Raw genomic sequence first — 16,542 nt, forward strand, 5'->3', positions numbered from 1 at the left:
CCGCACGGCGGCGTGAAAGCGGAGAACCCCGCGGCGACGGCGCGGGGTCGTGGTGGTCTGGGGGCGGCCCGCGCGGGGGACGGGCCGGGGGGCGGCCGGTCAGACCGCCGGATGGGCGGCCAGGCCGCGCAGGTGGATCCAGCCTTCGAGGTGGGACTCCTTCACCCGGCAGGTGATCCGCTCGTACTCGGCGGCGGTCACGTGGCCGGGGCTGGGGACGATCACCGAGTCGTAGACGAACCTGGACGCGATGACGCCGAGGTCGGCGCCCGTCGCGGCGAGCCGCTCCTTGAGCGGGCCGGCGTCGAGGAGCCGGGCCGTCGTGATGATGGACGAGCCGGATACTCCGGGCGGGTCGGGCATCACGGGCCCGACGTTCACCGCGACCCTGAGCTGGACGCGGACGGCCCCGGTCGCGCGGTGGTTGTGGCGGCGCAGCCGCAGGCCCAGCGAGACCAGCATGGGGTCGATCACGGTGGCCGTCGGCACCTGCGGCGGGATGACGATGAGCGCGCCGTCGCCGCGGTCCTCGACGTGGCAGGCGTCCCAGGGGACGCCCGACTCCTCGAACGCCTCGCGGAGGGCCCGGTACATGGCGCGGCGCACGCCGATCCGGTCGGCGTCGTTGCGCTCGGGCGAGCTGAACCCGGCGACGTCGGTGTACACGATGGTGCAGTTCTGGCCGGCCCAGGACGGGGCGTCGTCGTCTGGGAGGACCATGGGCTGCGTCGGCCGTTCGCTGGGTGCCTCGACGACCGCCTCCAGGGCCGGCTGGAGGGAGCGGGCGGGCGGCAGCGAGTTGGCGGGCGGCAGCGAGTTGGCGGGCACGGTGCGGCACGGGACGGTCGGGGTCGCCCCGGACGCGGCGCCCGCGCCGTTGATCGCGGCGGCGGGCTCCACGATGTAGGTCGCGCCTCCGGCCCGCGGGTCGGGCGCGGAGTACGGGGCGGCCACCACGAACGGCCCGGCCATCGCGTACGGATAGTTCGGGACCACCGGCAGCTGCGCCATGGCGTACGGCTGCGGCGATCCGTACTGCGCCGCGGGTCCGTACGGGTGCGCCGCGCCGCCGGGGTGGGCGCGCCGCGGCGGCCGGCCCGGGCCCTGCTCGGTCATCCGGTCGTACATCTCGCGTTCGAGGACGGCGACCACGTGCGGATGGTCGCTCAGGTAGGCGACGAACTCCTGCGTGGTCAGGCGCAGGACGTGGAGGGAGTCCATGGCGACGACGGTCGCCGAGCGGCGGCGCAGCAGCAGGGCGGCGCGCTCGCCGATGATGTCGCCGGGCCCGCGGAAGGCGACGAAGCGCTCGCGGCCGTCCCGCTCCACGGAGATCCGCACCGAGCCGGACTTGATCACGAAGGTGTGGTCGGCGTCCTGGCCCTCGGTCCACAGCACGGCGCCGACCGGGTGGACGACCTCCCGCGCCTGCGCGAGGAACGCGGCGCGCTCGACGGTGGTGAGCCCGTGCCAGAACCCGGGCCGCCGGGCGGTCTCGGTCCGCCGGACGGACCGGGAACGCGGGACGATCTCGGTGGGGACGATCTTGTCCGGGTCGTGGTGGCGGGCGTGCTCGTTCATCGGTCCACCCGTCCGTCGCCCCGCCGGGCGGGCGGCGACGAGCCCGCCGGACTCGTGGGGTGGACGGCGAAGGTGGGGGACGGTACGTGCTGTCTGGACATGTCAGGGACCCCATGCCTCGAATGGCGACTCCGTCGTCCGCCGGGGCACCGGGTAGGTCCGGTGTGGCCCGCGGGTGACCGGAGTCACATCACCTATGGTCCGCACCGCGTGGTCGCGGTTAGACTAGATGAGTCCGCAGAGACATTTTGGCAGGTCAGCCCGGATCTTTCTGCGTCCTGGCAGAGGATGCGGGCGGATCGGCCCGGCTGTCTCGTGCGGCCCCGGGAGTCGCTCTCCGCTCTCCTGCCGATCGTCGTGGCTGCCAAACCGTTGATCGGCGGGAAGCGGCGGGCGACTCTGTTGCCTTCGCTGGCATCGCTTTCTTCTGGTGTTCCTCGTCCGGTGCCGCCTCCTGGCGACGCCGGAATCCTGTCTCCCCTTTCGGCCTCCCCGTGTGGCGCGTGCGGTCCTCCTCGTTCCCGCCTGCGGCCGGCCCGTCTCCGCCTGCGGTCCGTCTTGGCCGTGGTGCGCCGTCCCCGGCCGAGACCTCACCCTGTGTTCAACCCCATCCGCCCTCGGATGTGGCATCGCGTCTCGTTGCATGACGTCGTCTGCTAATCTGCTATGTAGCACATTACAACAGAGTCCGACGGTATGCAGCACTCTGGAAGCTACCGACGCGAGTTTTGGGCGATATGGCGGGGTCTGGTGGCCGGAGCGAAGATCAGATGTCCGGGACATGTAGCGTCGTGTCGGGGAGTGGGATGCCAGGTCCCCGTCTGCCATGTAGCATCCAGTGGGGTGGCATGCACTACTCAGAGTGAGCGAACCAATGGTCAGTGACCAGGGCCCCATAGTCCAGAGTGCGCTGCTGCGCACCGAGCTCGTCCGCCTGCGCAAAGAGAAGAAGCTGACGCAGGAGCAGGTGGCACGGCAGCTTGAGTGGTCTCCGTCCAAGCTCATCCGGGTGGAAGGCGGCAAGAACGCCATCACCCGCACCGATCTGCAGGCATTGCTCGCGGTGTACGACGTCACCTCGGAGGGACGCCAGGAGCGGTTGCAGGCGCTCGCCCGCGGTGCGCGGGAACCCGCCTGGTGGAACGCCTACCGCGGAGACCTGGACCCGAGCTTTCTCTCCTATGTCGGGTATTCCGCCGGCGCGGCGTTCATCCGGCAGTTCCACGGAACCGTCATCCCGGGTCTGATCCAGACCGCCGAGTACGCCGAGGTCCTGTCCACCGGCAAGATCTCTGAGCAGGCGAGAGTGCTGGCGGCCAAGTTGCGCATCCAGCGCCAGCTGGAGTTCGCCAAACGGCAGAACCCGCCGCGCCAGCACTACATCATCGACGAGGCCGTCATCCGGCGGCATGTCGGCATCAAGAGCGATCCGGCGATCATGCCCGCCCAGCTGAACCACATCGCGGACGCGTGCGAACGGGACGACCTGCTGACCGTCAGGATCATCCCGTTCAAGGCGGGTGCGCACCTCGGGCTGGACGGGCCGTTCAGCCTTCTGGAGTTCGACGGCGACCTCGACGACGTCCTCTGGCTGGAGGCGCGGCCGGGCGCCAGCGTGATGATCACTGGTGAGGACGAGCGGATCACCGAGTACCGCGACACCTTCGAGCTGCTGCTGGAGCAGGCGCTGCCGGCGGACGAGTCGATCGCGCTGCTGCGGCAGGCCGCCGAGGACCTCATGGCCTGACTCCCGTTTGGAACCCGACCATGCGACGGAGGTGACTGCCGCATCGGACACCGACAAGGCGAGTGGCCGTCATAACACGCAGGGTGATCTTGTGTTCCCTTGTAGGCGGGATAACTAGAACCGTTTACACTCGTGATCGGGAAATTTTCCACAAGGTCGTGGTTTGTCGTGCCCTGCTGGTGCTCGCCTGGCGGGTGTTCTTGTCCGATCGGTTGGCGAGACGGCACCCGCCGGCAATGGATGGAGGGTTGCTGGATGGTGTACCGGTCGAATCGGGGAGCGGCGGTGAGCTGGCGGAAGAGCAGCGCCAGCGGCGGCGGTCAGGAATGCGTCGAGGTGGCGGTGGCCGGCCCGGCCGTGCTGGTCCGCGACTCGCGCGCCGCCTCCGCAGGCTTCCTCACGCTCGACCCCGCCGAGTGGAAAGCCCTCCTGACCGCCATCAGGAACGGAGAGCTCGAGTGGCGTTGAGTCACGGGACTCATTTTCTGCCTCCCGAATTGTCGATTAGTACGGCTTTCGTTGGTATTTACGGGCGATTTCTGACAAGGGCCGGATAACTTCGGTCGGGTCGGATCGAACCCTGAGTGGACCCTGAAACCACCCTGAATCGCCCCTGATCACCCTGTTCCGGTGCGCGGACCGCACCTAGCTTGATCGTCAGCGTTCCCCGGCCACGGCCGGGCCGGGGACCGTCGCCCGCTTCCGAGGACGCGGGCTCCGACGTCCCCGCACCGGAAGGACTTCCATGCTGCGAAGGAACAGGCTCGCTCTCGTGGGCGCGGCCGCGGCCGGGACCGTGGCGCTGGCCGGCGTCGCGCTCCCCGCCACCGCCTCGCCCACGCCGCCCGCGCCGCGCTCCCCGTCCGCCATCGGCTGGCGCGCATGCGGCGACGACGGCAAGGCCGAGTGCGCGACCCTGCGGCTGCCGATCGACTGGTCCCGGCCGGACGGCCCCACGTTCGGCCTCGCCATCGCGCGCCGCCAGGCCCTTGACCAGGACGCCCGCGTCGGCACCCTCGTGTTCGGCCCCGGTGGTCCCGGCGACTCCGGCGTCCAGCGCGTCACCAGGCTCAAGGGCGGGATCGACCGGTTCAGCGACGAGCTGCGGCGACGCTTCGACATCGTCAGCTTCGACCCGCGGGGCATCGGCGCCAGCCACCCGGTGACGTGCTCGGCCGACCTGCTCAGGGCCGCCCCCTCGCCGATGATCAAGAGTGCGGCGCAGTTCCGGGCGACCCTCGACCACAACGCGCGCCTGCGGGCCGACTGCCGCGCCCGCACCGGCCCGCTCTACGACCACGCCGACACGCTCAGCACCGTCCGGGACGTGGACGCGATTCGCGCCGCCCTGGGCGAGTCGAAGCTGACCTTCCACGGCAGTTCGTACGGCACGTTGCTGGGCGAGATGTACGCCGAGACGTTCCCGCGACGCGTCCGGGCGATGGTGCTGGAGAGCGTGGACGACCACAGCATCCCCGACGCCCGGCGCTTCCTGACGTCCGAACTGGCCGCCGCCCAGGACTCGTTCGACCAGTTCGCCGCCTGGTGCGGGCGCACCCGGGAGTGCGCCCTGCACGGCAAGGACGTCCGGGCCATCTGGCGTGACCTGCGCGCCCGCGCCGACCGCGGCGAACTGCCCGACCCTTCATCGCCGGGCACCGCGCTGCCGGAGTTCGGTCTCGTGCTGATGGCCTACAAGAGCTTCTACGGCCCCGACTGGGCCGAGCTCGCGTCGAAACTGGCCGCACTGGACGCGGCCCCGCCCCTGAGGGCCGGCGCGCGTCCGGCAGCCGCCCAGGCGGCAGGGGAGACCGCCACCGACCCCTTCACCGCGCAGTTCTGCTCCGACTGGAGCCTGCCCGTCCGCGACTACGGCGAGTACGCGAGGCTCATGCGGCGCACGGAGAAGGTCGCGCCCGACATGACGTTCGCGCGTCCCGTCATGGCGATCTCCGCCTGCCTCGGCCGGCCGCAGCCCGTCCGCAACCCGCAGCACCGCCTGGACGTCCGCGGCAGCGCGCCGATCCTGCTGTCCAACGCCGTCCACGACCCCGCCACGCCCTACGCCTGGGCACGGAACGTCGCGCGGCAACTCGGCCCCACAGGACGCCTGCTCACCTACGAAGGCGCAGGCCACGGCAGCTACGACCGCGGCCCCTGCATGCAGAACACCATCGACGCCTACCTGACGTCCCTCACCCTCCCTCCACCCGGCACCACCTGCCCGGCGCAGTAGGCGTCAGTAGAGGAAGGGGAGTTCGACGCCTTCGGGGCCGGTGAGGTCGGTGCCGGGGGAGCGGCCCAGTAGCCAGGCGAGGAGGGCGGGTGCGGGACCGGTGACGAGCACGCCTCCATGGCCGTGTTCCTCGCCGGTGTCGGTGGCGTGGATCCGCAGGGGCGGGGCGTCGTCACGGCGGGCGTAGGACGCGGTGACACTGGCGAGCATCCGGGTGGTGAACGTGGCGGGCCAGTCGGCGGGTGTGAAGCCGGCGTCGAGGTCGACGTGGTGGACGAGTACCTCGGTGAGGCGGGCGTCGGCGGCGCGGGCGGCCGGGTGGCGGGCGCCCGCGGTCCACTGGACGACCCGGCCCCAGGCCTCGTCAGGCATGAGTGCGAAGGCGTCGGCGAACCGCCGCGCGCTCTGCCGGACGTCCTCCGCGAGGACGCGCGCCGGACGGTCCGCGCCCTCCTCGATCTCGGCGGCGCGGGCGTCCAGGCTGGGGTACTCGCGGGTCTCGACACCGGTGCGCGCCCAGGTCAGCAGGCGGGTCCCGCCGTCGGCGTTGCGTGCGAGATGGGTCAGGACGTGGCCGCGCGTCCACCCGGGGAGCAGGGAGGGCGCGCGGACGCGGTCGTCGTCCAGCCGGTCGGCGGTGGCCTGCAGGGCGCGCGTCGCGGCGGTGATCTCGGCGAGCGGGATCACGCGAAGGCGGGGGCGTGCGCCTCGGCCCACTGGCGGAAGGACCGGGGCGGCCCGCCCGTGACGTCCTGGACGGTGGAGCGGACGACCGACTCGTCCAGCGAGCCGTTCACGTAGAAGTCGAAGAACGCGTCGACGTACTCCACCGGCATCTGCGCGCTCATCTCGGCGCGGGCCTCGTCGTCCGGCTGGGGCTCGAAGCGCAGGTCGCGGCCGAGGACCTCGCCGAGGACGGCGACCTGCTCGGCGGGCAGGAGGGACTCCGGGCCGGTGGGGTGGTAGATCTGTCCCGCGTGACCGTCCCGCAGCAGGGCCCTCGCGGCGACGGCGGCGATGTCGCGCGGGTCCACCGCGGCGGCGCGGACGTTCGCGAACGGCAGCCGCAGCGTGTCGCCCGCCCGGAGCTGCGGGAGCCAGCGGAACGCGTTGGACATGAACGCGGTCGGGCGCAGGATCGTCCACGGCAGGCCGGAGTCGCGCACGGCGCGCTCGGTGATGATCATGTAGCGGCTGACGGCGTTGGTCATGTCGCCGCTGCCCGCCGAACCGCCAGAAAGCTGGACGACCCGCCCGACCCCGGCGCGGCGGGCCTCGGCGAGGACGCCCGGCATGTCGCGATAGCCGGGCAGCAGGAAGACGCCGGCGGCCCCGTCCAGCGCGGGCGCGAGGGACGCGGGGTCGTCGAGGTCGCCGGTGACGTACTCGACGCCGTCGCGCCGGGACGCCGGAGGCTTGCGCACGAGGGCGCGCACCGGTTCACCGGACGAGGCGAGGGCGTCGACCAGCTCGGAGCCGATGTTTCCGGTGGAACCCGTCACCAAGATCATCAAAGGGGCCTTTCACCAGGGGAGGGGGCGGCCGTCGCGGAAGAAGCCGCCGGTCGGTCCGTCGTCGGGCAGGGTCGCGGCCCACACCACGCCGGCCGCGCCTTCGGCGACGGGGCGGCCGCCCGGGCCGCCCATGTCGGTGGCGACCCAACCGGGGCAGACCGCGTTGACGAGGATGCCGTCGGCGCGCAGTTCGGCGGCGAGCATGCAGGTCAGGGCGTTGAGAGCGACTTTGGAGGCGGTGTAGGCGGGAGTGCCGCCGCCCATGTTGGTCAGCGAGGCGGCCTCGCTGGAGACGTTGACGATCCGCCCGTGCCGGCTGCGCCGCAGCACGGGGAGGAGGGCCTGCGTCAGCCGCCACGGCCCGTACAGGTTGGTCTCGGCGGCCGCGCGGACGACGGACAGGTCCGCGCTCGACGCCCGCTGCCAGGTGTCGTAGGTGATCGCGGCATTGTTGACCAGGACGTCCAGCTCGCCGATCTCGGCCGCGACGCGCTCGACGTCCGCCGCGGAGGTGACGTCCAGCCGGACGGGCGTCGCGCCGGTCTCGGCCGCCGCGCGCTCGGCCGCCTCCGCCGAGCGCGCCCCGAGCAGCACCCGGTGGCCGCGTGCGGCGAGTTGCGCGCACACGTCGCGGCCGATGCCCCGGTTCGCCCCGGTGACCAGCGAGACCGTCATGCCGTTCCCTCCCGTTGGATGCTGGAACGATCATCATGCGGCCCGGGGTCGCGCGTCCAATACCGGCCGTGATTACCTTCGGCTATGGACGCGCACCTCCGGGACCTCCGGTACTTCGTCGCGGTCGCCGAGGAGCTCTCCTTCACCCGCGCCGCCGAGCGGCTGTTCGTGTCGCAGCCGGCGCTGAGCAAGCAGATCAGGCAACTGGAGGAGCAACTGCGGGTGCGCCTGCTGCACCGCGACCGGCGGAGCGTCTCGCTGACCGCGGCGGGACGGGCGCTGCTTCCCGCGGCCTGCGAGATGCTCCTCGCGTGGGACGGGGCGCAGCGCGCGGTCAGCGACGCCGCGGCGAGCGAGGCGTCCGTGGTGACCGTGGGGATGTCCACGAGCATCGGGCGCGGCCTTCTCGCCGACATGCGGGAGCGGTTCGCGGAGCGCCGCCCCACGTGGCGCATCCGGTTCCGGCAGGTGAACTGGGACGATCCCACCGCCGGCCTTGGCGAGGGCGACGTGGACGTCGCCTTCGTGTGGCTGCCCATCCCGCGCCAGGACGCGTTCAACGTCCAGGTAGTCGCGGAGGAGCCGCGTTGCGTCGCGCTCAGGGACGACCATCGTTTCGCCGGGCGCGAGGCCATCGCGTTCGAAGAACTCTTGGACGAACCCTTCATCGCGCTCCCGGAAGAGGCGGGGCCCCTGCGCGACTTCTGGCTCGCCTTGGACGAACGTGCCGGAAGGCCCGTCCGGATCGGCGCGACCGTCTCCAACGCCGACGAGACCTTCGCCGCCATCGAGGACGGCAGCGGTGTGGTGCTGATGGCGTCCGGCAATGCCGCCATCTACCGGCGCCCAGGGATCGTCACCGTGCCGGTGACGGGACTGTCGCCGAGCAGGCTCGCCTTGGCGTGGCGGACCGGCGATCACCGGACCGCCGTCCGCGACCTGCTGCACACCGCTACGGGGTGACGTCCTCCGGGAGGAGGGTGGCGAGTTGTTCGGTGGTGAGTTGGGCGCCGGTGTTGGCGAGTTGTTCGGTGCGGCGTGCGTGGGCGGTCATGGCCGAGCGGACCAGTTTGTCGACTTCGCGGCCGTTGCCTTCGCGGAACCGGTCGCGGTTGGTGGTGAGGTAGGTGGTGAGGGCCTGGCGGGTGTGTTCGGGGACGCGGTAGTCGGCGGCCTGGGCTTTGCCGACAAAGATCGAGACCAGGCCGTCGACCGGGTAGGGGGTGAAGTTCAGCGTCCGCGCGAACCGGGAGGCAAGGCCCGGGTTGGTGGCCAGGAACCCTTCCATCTCGGTGGTGTATCCGGCGGCGATCACGATGACCTCGTCGCGGTGGTCCTCCATCAGCTTGACCAGGGTGTCGATGGCCTCCTGCCCGAAGTCGTGCCCCGAGCCGCCCGGCCGCGCCAGCGTGTAGGCCTCGTCGATGAACAGCACCCCGCCGCGCGCCTGCTGGAACACCTCGGTGGTCTTCTGCGCGGTCTGCCCCACGTACTGCCCGACCAGATCCACCCGGGCCGCCTCCACCACCTGCCCCTGCGCCAGCACCCCCAACGCCGTCAGCAACTCCCCGTACAACCGCGCCACCGTCGTCTTGCCCGTGCCGGGCGGCCCCGCGAAGATCAGGTGCCCGGTGAACGGCTCGGCCTCCAACCCCGCCGCGCGCCGCCGCCGCGCCGAGGCCAGCACGTCCAGCAGGTCACCGATCTCCCGCTTGACCTCCTCCAGCCCCGTCATCGCGGTCAACCGCGCCAGAACGGTGCTCACCTGCGCGGGATCGCGGGCCTCCCCGAACCGCGCCGCCAGCCCCCCGCCCACATCCAGATCCTCGGCGACCAGCAAACTCAACACCTCACCCGAGGGAAGCTCCTCCAGATCGGCCAGCCGCTGCGCCTGCCGCTCCACCGCACCCTCGAACACCTGCCGCGCCGCCCGCCCGTTACCGAACGTCGCATCCCGCCGCACCGAAGTGAAATGCGCCAGAATCGCCGCCCGCGCGTCCTCGGCCAGCCGGTACCCGTCCCTGACCGCGTGCGACTCGGTGATCTGCAAAAGCTCGGCGGGGCTGTAGTTCTCGAACTCCACCGTCCGCGAGAACCGCGACTTCAACCCCGGGTTGGCCGCCAGGAACTCACGCATCTCCGCCGAATACCCCGCCGCCACCACCACGACCTCCTCGCGGTGGTCCTCCATCAGCTTCACCAGGGTGTCGATGGCCTCCTGCCCGAAATCGGTACCCGTCGCCCTACGCGACAACGTGTAGGCCTCATCGATGAACAACACCCCACCCAAAGCCCGCCGGAACACCTCCGAAGTCCGCAACGCCGTCCCACCCACGTTCTCCGACACCAGATCAGCCCGGCTCACCTCCACGACCTGACCCTTCTCCACCACACCCAGAGCCGCCAGAATCCCCCCGTACAAACGCGCCACCGTCGTCTTACCCGTCCCCGGCGGACCCGCAAAAACCATATGCCGACCAATCGAAGGCCCCGGCGGCAAACCCGCCAACCGCCGCCGCTCAGCCACCTTCTGCAAATTCGTCAACTTACGAATCTCACGCTTCACCCCCGCCAAACCCACCATCCCGTCCAGCCGGGCGAGCAGCACATCCGCCGATTTCCCGTCGGCCCCTTCGCCGGACGGCGGCGCCGCCTCGGGCCCCTTCGAGGCCGTGGGCTCTCCCTCCGGCTTCGGCGGCTCCTCCGCCGGCGTCGGCTCGGTGACCTGCGTGGTCGTCCCGCCGCGCGGCCTGCCGTCCAGCCTGTCCGGCTTCTGGTTGCGCTCGCTGGTCAGGCCGGTCACGTCCATGTGCGCGCCCTCGCCGGCGATGACGCCCGCGCCGTGGTTGTCCACCACCGTGCAGTCGCGGAGGGTGAGCCGGCCGCCCGCCTCCACGCTCACCCCGGCGAGCCCGCTGCCGCTGATCCTCGTCCCGTCCAGCACGACGCGCGCGCCTGGGCCGAGCCCCGCGCCGATCTTTCCCGCGTCGGTGATCCGGCCCCGGACGACCGTGACTTCCGCGTGCGCGGTGAGGGACAGGCCGTTGGTGCCCGCATTCCTGACGTCGCAGTCCTCCAGGAGCGCGACGCCCTTCTCGACGACCACGCCGGTCCGCTGCGGCGACTCCATCTTGATCCGCCGGGCGGTCAGCGAGCCGCCGGTCGCCACCCACAGCGCGTCCGCGCCCGCGTCCTGGATCAGGCAGTCCTCCGCGACCGCCTTGCCCTTCTCCAGGGCGATCAGGGACGACTGGCCCGAGCCGTGGAACGCGCAGTTGCGGATGGCCGCGTCCGCGCGGTCGTCCACCCGGATCCCGGCGCTCGTCGGGTCGCTGATCGTGCACTGCTCGATCAGCGGGCGCGACCCCTCGGTCACCCAGATGCCGTGGCCGCCCGCGTCGCTGATCCGGCACTCCCGGAGGGTCACCGTGCTGCCGCTGCGGATCGCCACCGCGTTGCCCTCCGTCCCGCCGACCGAGGTGCCCTCCATGACCCCGGACGAGGCGCTGTACACGACCGCGCCGTCCTGCACCTGGCACTCCCTGAGCGCCAGCTGCGCGCCGTGGGACGCACGCACGGCCAGGTCGGAGCGGGTCGTGAACTCGCAGTGCTCCGCCAGGACGCTGCCTTCCGCGAGTTCGAGCGCGAGGCCCTCGGCGCTCCAGTTGCGGACGATCAGTCCCTGCAGCGTCACCTTTCCGGTGACCTCGACCGTCGCGTCCGTGGCGCCGTCCAGCGTGACCGAACCCGGTCCGCCCACGGCCGTCATGACGAAGTCGCCCGAACTGCGGAACCCGGTGTTGGGATACAACCCCGGCTCGATCAGGATGTGCCGCCCGGCGGCGGCGTACGCCAGTGGCGCCTGAAGCGCCTCCAGCACCGTCCGATACGCCCGGGGGGAGGAGTGTGACACGACCAGACGCTGCAACGGGCCTCCTCACGAATCACCGTTCATGGTGCCATGAGGTGAGGCGTGCCCGCCCCGCTCAGCGGACCCCGCGCGGCCTGAACTGGACGCTGATCCGGGGACCGGCCACGCGCGCGCTCTTCGGGATCGCGTGCTCCCACGTCCGCTGGCAGCTCCCGCCCATGACGATGAGGTCGCCGTGCCCCAGCTCGCGGCGGATCGCCGGCCCGCCGCCGCGCGGACGGAGCAGCAGGCTCCTCGGGGTGCCGACCGACAGGATCGCCACCATCGTGTCGTGCGTGGCGCCGCGCCCGATGGTGTCGCCGTGCCACGCGACACTGTCGCGTCCGTCCCGGTAGAGGCAGAGACCGGCCGTCCGGAACGGCTCGCCGAGCTCCTCGGCGTAGTGCTCGTCGAGCGCCGTCTTCGCCTCGTCCAGTACGGGATCGGGCAGTTCCGCATCCTCGTCGTAGAACGCCAGGAGACGCGGGACGTCCACGACCTTGTCGTACATGCGCCGCCGCTCGGCCCGCCACGGGACGGACGTGAGCAACCGCTCGAACAGCGCGTCCGCGTTGGGAATCCACCCGGGCAGGACGTCCACCCAGGCGCCGCGCTCCAACAGTGTCCGCCGCGCCGCACTCAGAGACCGCGGACCGCTCTCATCCGTGTCGTCCAGCAACGACCCTTGAAACATCCCCCCACTGTACCCACCCGGGTCAAACACATGTTCGATCAGCGGGTCCGTGAGACGGGGTCAGCGGCGGAAGACCACCGCCAGGACGCGCAGGGAGAGGACCGAGCAGATGACCAGGCCGCAGTAGCCGAAGAACTGGAAGAGGGTCACGTCCCGGGTCATCGCGGGGCCGTCCTTCAGGCCCAGCAGCAGCACCGCCATCACGCCGGCGGTCGACGCGAGGATGGTGAGCAGGACCTGCTGGAGGAGACCGGTGACCGTGCGGCGGTCCGACTCGTCGGCGAACAGGCGGACGTTCAGGCTCAGGCGGCCCGCCTCCGCTGCGGCGGTGATGCGGTCCAGACGGCGGGGGAGGCGGCGCAGGATCGGCAGCAGGTTGAGCAGTTCGTCGTTCGCGGCATCGCGCAGGGAGGCGGGGTGGAGCCGTTCTCGCAGGTAGGACTCGCCGAACGCGTGCGCCTCGGTGACGATGCCGAAGCCGGGGGCGAGCTCGCTCAGGCCGCCCTCCAGTGTCGCCAGCGCCCGGAACACCGCCGCGATCTCGGCCGGGACGGCGAGGTCGAACCTCGCGACCAGGCGGAACAGGTCGGTGAACATGGTCATGTCCGGGGCGGTCCCCGGGCCGAGGTGGCGGGCCATGAAGGCGCCGAGCGCGCGGGCGAGGCCCTGCTCGTCCAGTTCGTCCGGGCGGGCCACGACCTCGAGGAACGCGTCCGTCACCGCGACCGCGTCCCCCCGGTTCATGGCGATGAGCATGCGCTGGAGGCAGCCGCGCAGTTCGGTGTCGAGCCGTCCGACGGAGCCGAAGTCGATCAGGCCGAGGCGGCCGTCGTCGAGCAGGAGGATGTTGCCGGGGTGCGGGTCGGCGTGGAAGACGCCGTCCAGGACGATCTGGCGCAGCACCGTGTCGAGGAGGGTGCGCGCGAGGGCGGTCCGGTCCAGGCCGGCGGAGTCGACGCGCGGGCCGGCCTTGCTGAGCGCGACGCCGTCGAGGCGCTGCATGACGAGGACGCGGCTCGTGCAGAGGTCGTCGTGGGGACGGGGGATGACGACGTCGCCGCTGCGGGCGGTGGCCGCGACGGAGGCCATGTTGCGGGCCTCGACGCGGAAGTCGAGTTCCTCGCGCAGCGCGGTCGCGAAGCCGTTCGCGAGGTCGACGACGCCGAACGACCTGGCCCATCCGGCGCGGTCGTGGAGCGTCCGGGCGAGGCGGCCGACGATGTCGAGGTCGCGTTCGACCACCGCGCGGACGCCCGGCCGCTGGATCTTGACCACGACCTCCTCGCCGGACCGGAGGGCGGCACGGTGCACCTGCGCGATGGACGCGGCGGCGAGCGGGGTCCGGTCGAAGGCGGCGAAGACCTCGTGCGGGTCGCCGAGCTCCTCGCGGAGGACGCGTTCGATCTGCGGCCACGGGACGGGGGCGGCGCAGTCCTGGAGCCGCCCCAGTTCCTGGACGAACTCCGGCGGCAGGACGTCCCGCCGTGTGGACAGGACCTGGCCGAGCTTCACGAACACGACGCCGCCCTGTTCGAGCGCGTGCGTGAACGAGCGCGCGGTGTGTGCGCTCGGGCGGGCGCGGCCGCGCAGGTAGGGACCGAGGCCGTGGCGCAGGAAGATGAACGAGATGCGCCGGTAGCGGCGGGTGCGCGCGATCCGCGACCGCACGTTGCCGAACCAGTGGAGCGGTGACGGCACCGTCCCTGTCGGGACGAACGCCTCCCACAGCACCAGGATCGTCATCGAGACGAGGAGGGCGCACGCGAAGCCGAGGCAGACGAACCACCCCAGCGGCGCGGGGTCCCGGTTCGCGCGCAGGTCGCCGATCAGCGCGCTGATGATCGGGCTCGCGACGGCCTGCCCGACCGCGCCCGCCACGAGCGTCCGGAACAGGGGGAACCGGGTGTCGAGAAGTCTCCTCGCCCCGTACGCCATGACCCAGGTGTTGATCGCCGTTCCGATGAGGAAAGCGATGATCGTTGCCGAACCGTCCATTTTCCGCCGCCCGCAGAATCGTCCTTTTACGTCACGGGGGACGCTAATGAGCGCGGGGGCGGCGCTCTTCCCACCAGCGGGGGAGCGGCTCGTCCTGACGGGGGATCAGAGCTCGCCGAGCAGGTCCCGGAGGAAGGTCGCGGTACGGGCGGGGCGGGCCGCGCGGATGCCCAGCAGGTCCATGATCTTCTGGTAGCGGACGGCCTCCTGGCCCTCGGGGTAGCGGGCGCCGGTCAGCTGCTCCAGGTAGACCACGTCGTCCAGGTCGTGCTCGGCGAACCGGACGATGGTGATCGGCCCGCCCAGCGCCAGGTGCCCGCCCGCCGCGAAGGGCAGGACCTGCACCTTCACGTTGGCCATGTCCTCCGACACCGCGATCAGGTGCTCGACCTGGCCGCGCATCGTCCGCGGCCCCCCGATCGGCCTCCGCAGCGCCGCCTCGTCGATCACCGCCCAGAGCGTGGTCGGGCCGGTCGGGCGGTGCAGGACCTCCTGCCGCCGCAGCCGCAGGGCGAGGCGCCGTTCGAGGCCGCCATAGGCCGCGTCATGGTGTTCCAGGCCGATGACGGCCCGCGCGTAGTCACGCGTTTGCAGAAGGCCGGGGATGTATTGCACCTCGTAAGTGCGAATCGTCGCCGCCGACTGTTCAAGGCCGAGATACTGCTCGAACCAGCCCGGCACGATATCGCCGTGGCCCTGCCACCAGCCGGGCTTCTTCGCCTCCCGGACGAGTTGGACGAAACCATTCCGTTCGTCCTCGTCCTCGACGCCGTAGAGGGTGAGCAGGTCGAGAACGTCGCGGATCTTGAAACCGTGCCGTCCGAGCTCCAGCCTGCTCATCTTGGACGCCGAGCCGCGGATCACCTCGCCGGCCTCCGCCCGGCTGAGACCGCTCTCCTCGCGCATCCGCCTTAACCGCGCCCCGAGCTGCATGCGCAACGCGGTGGGACTCGCCAGCCGATTGTCAAGCACCAGGTCTCCAGCGTTCCGTACGTGGTCCGGCAACACTCTCGGAGGGTCTCACAGGCAATGGTGAACGCGCAGGAAACCCCTCGACAGGGATACCTATCTGGCGCAGCGGCTTTACAAATCCCGCCATTGTGTGGAACGCGCGGGCAGGAGCGTTCCAGTAGGGGTCACCGCCGCGGGACGAGCAGGTCCAGATCGGCGCGCGTGACCCGGGCGTCTCCGGCGATCCGGTCACGATCCGTGCCCGCGCCCTCCACGACCTCCAGCGCGCGGGTGAGCATCGTCGGCTGCTCCAGCGGACGGGCCGGGCCCGGCTCCTGGCGCCGCCAGCCGCGCGAGCTCAGCGCGCTCATCGCGTTGCGGTACGCGGACTCCGTCATGATCCCGAGCGTGCGGGCCCGGTAGAGCAGCGCCGCCATGCTGACGCCCCAGGACGCCTTCAGCTCCGCCAGCCGGTCCCAGTCGGGGCCCGCGGGCAGCTCGCCCGCGATGTCGGCCTCCGGCATGAGGAACTCCGCCGCGAACCGGTGCGCCTGGTCCTCGACGATCTTCTCGCCGGGCTCGGCGTCGGCATGCATCACCAGGTGCCCCAGCTCGTGGGCCGCGTCGAACCGGTTGCGCCAGTAGTCGCCCTTGGCCGGGTTGAAGAACACCATCGGCCTCGGGTGGACGCCGACGCTGAAGGCGTCCACCCGCTCGGCCGCCCGCGGCAGCACGAGGACGAGCACGCCGTGGGACTCCAGCAGCCGGACGACGTGCGGCACCGGCCCGGCCCGCTCGACCAGCGCCTTGCGGGTCAGCCTCGCCGCCTCGGCGGGCCCGGGGCCGGCGATCTCCTCCGGCGAGACCGGGTACTCGGGCAGGTCGACCTCGGGCAGGTCGACGAGCCGTTCGAGGACGGCGACGACGTCGGTGGCGATCCGCCCGTAGGCGAGCGCCTGGTCCCGCTCGATCTGCGTCGTCGAGCGGAGCGACCGGAAATGGGCCCCGTCCATGGAGACCGGGCTGCGGCCGCTCTGGAAGAACTCGACGGGCACGCCCAGCGCGATGGCCAGCCGCCGCACCGTCGGCTCCTCGGGCCTCTGCACGCCCGCCTCGTACTGCCCGATCGCCTTCGGCGTCGTCCCGACGGCCTGCGCGAGCTGGTTCTTGCGCAGGCCCCTGAGCCGCCGGGCGAGCGTCAGCCGCTCGCAGTCGAACAGCACCCCGCGCCACCTTCTG

At 71.6% G+C, this 16,542-nt stretch carries 13 protein-coding genes; 4 read left to right on the top strand and 9 right to left on the bottom strand.

Going from position 1 to position 16,542, the window contains the following annotated elements; all coding sequences use genetic code 11:
* Positions 1 to 99 precede the first annotated feature (99 nt).
* Positions 100 to 1,581 carry a Crp/Fnr family transcriptional regulator gene (locus tag BJ999_RS03945; RefSeq protein ID WP_179832002.1) on the bottom strand — a complete coding sequence of 494 codons (1,482 nt, stop codon included), beginning with the start codon at positions 1,579 to 1,581 and terminating at the stop codon, positions 100 to 102.
* An 862-nt stretch (positions 1,582 to 2,443) separates the two neighbouring features.
* On the opposite strand from BJ999_RS03945, the gene BJ999_RS03950 reads away from it, so the two are divergent.
* From BJ999_RS03950 to BJ999_RS03960, 3 genes are all read left to right on the top strand, one after another.
* A complete protein-coding gene (locus BJ999_RS03950) occupies positions 2,444 to 3,328 on the top strand; it encodes a helix-turn-helix domain-containing protein (protein ID WP_229810212.1) in 885 nt (294 codons plus the stop codon).
* 285 nt (positions 3,329 to 3,613) lie between these two features.
* On the top strand, positions 3,614 to 3,796 hold the full coding sequence (locus tag BJ999_RS03955; protein WP_229810213.1) for a DUF397 domain-containing protein: 183 nt from the start codon (positions 3,614 to 3,616) through the stop codon (positions 3,794 to 3,796).
* A gap of 277 nt (positions 3,797 to 4,073) precedes the next feature.
* Positions 4,074 to 5,564 (top strand): alpha/beta hydrolase, encoded by a 1,491-nt coding sequence (locus BJ999_RS03960; protein ID WP_179832004.1) that lies wholly within the window; start codon positions 4,074 to 4,076, stop codon positions 5,562 to 5,564.
* 3 nt (positions 5,565 to 5,567) lie between these two features.
* Here BJ999_RS03960 and BJ999_RS03965 read toward each other — a convergent pair whose 3' ends face one another.
* The 3 genes from BJ999_RS03965 to BJ999_RS03975 are packed head-to-tail and all read right to left on the bottom strand — an operon-like array spanning position 5,568 to position 7,753.
* Entirely contained in the window at positions 5,568 to 6,251 is a 684-nt protein-coding gene (locus tag BJ999_RS03965; RefSeq protein WP_179832005.1) for a maleylpyruvate isomerase family mycothiol-dependent enzyme, read from the bottom strand.
* Entirely contained in the window at positions 6,248 to 7,066 is an 819-nt protein-coding gene (locus tag BJ999_RS03970) for an NAD(P)H-binding protein (RefSeq protein WP_218934929.1), read from the bottom strand. The genes BJ999_RS03965 and BJ999_RS03970 overlap by 4 nt, the downstream gene beginning before the upstream one ends.
* Before the next feature lie 21 nt (positions 7,067 to 7,087).
* Positions 7,088 to 7,753: an SDR family NAD(P)-dependent oxidoreductase gene (locus tag BJ999_RS03975; RefSeq protein WP_179832007.1), complete on the bottom strand. Its 666-nt coding sequence runs from the start codon at positions 7,751 to 7,753 to the stop codon at positions 7,088 to 7,090.
* An 84-nt stretch (positions 7,754 to 7,837) separates the two neighbouring features.
* Between BJ999_RS03975 and BJ999_RS03980 the strand changes: the two genes are divergently transcribed.
* Entirely contained in the window at positions 7,838 to 8,716 is an 879-nt protein-coding gene (locus BJ999_RS03980; protein ID WP_179832008.1) for a LysR family transcriptional regulator, read from the top strand.
* Here BJ999_RS03980 and BJ999_RS03985 read toward each other — a convergent pair.
* The 5 genes from BJ999_RS03985 to BJ999_RS04005 all read right to left on the bottom strand — a co-directional run bounded on the left by BJ999_RS03985 (position 8,706) and on the right by BJ999_RS04005 (position 16,526).
* Positions 8,706 to 11,666: a right-handed parallel beta-helix repeat-containing protein gene (locus BJ999_RS03985; protein ID WP_338070760.1), complete on the bottom strand. Its 2,961-nt coding sequence runs from the start codon at positions 11,664 to 11,666 to the stop codon at positions 8,706 to 8,708. The genes BJ999_RS03980 and BJ999_RS03985 overlap by 11 nt on opposite strands.
* A gap of 73 nt (positions 11,667 to 11,739) precedes the next feature.
* Positions 11,740 to 12,282 (bottom strand): alpha-ketoglutarate-dependent dioxygenase AlkB, encoded by a 543-nt coding sequence (locus BJ999_RS03990; protein WP_229810250.1) that lies wholly within the window; start codon positions 12,280 to 12,282, stop codon positions 11,740 to 11,742.
* A gap of 135 nt (positions 12,283 to 12,417) precedes the next feature.
* Positions 12,418 to 14,352 (bottom strand): ABC1 kinase family protein, encoded by a 1,935-nt coding sequence (locus tag BJ999_RS03995; RefSeq protein WP_179832011.1) that lies wholly within the window; start codon positions 14,350 to 14,352, stop codon positions 12,418 to 12,420.
* A gap of 105 nt (positions 14,353 to 14,457) precedes the next feature.
* Complete coding sequence (locus tag BJ999_RS04000; RefSeq protein WP_179838310.1) at positions 14,458 to 15,285, bottom strand: helix-turn-helix domain-containing protein; 828 nt, start codon at positions 15,283 to 15,285, stop codon at positions 14,458 to 14,460.
* A gap of 203 nt (positions 15,286 to 15,488) precedes the next feature.
* A complete protein-coding gene (locus BJ999_RS04005; protein ID WP_179832012.1) occupies positions 15,489 to 16,526 on the bottom strand; it encodes an XRE family transcriptional regulator in 1,038 nt (345 codons plus the stop codon).
* Positions 16,527 to 16,542: the final 16 nt, after the last annotated feature.

It is taken from the genome of Actinomadura citrea, assembly GCF_013409045.1.
Classification (GTDB): Bacteria; Actinomycetota; Actinomycetes; order Streptosporangiales; family Streptosporangiaceae; genus Spirillospora; species Spirillospora citrea.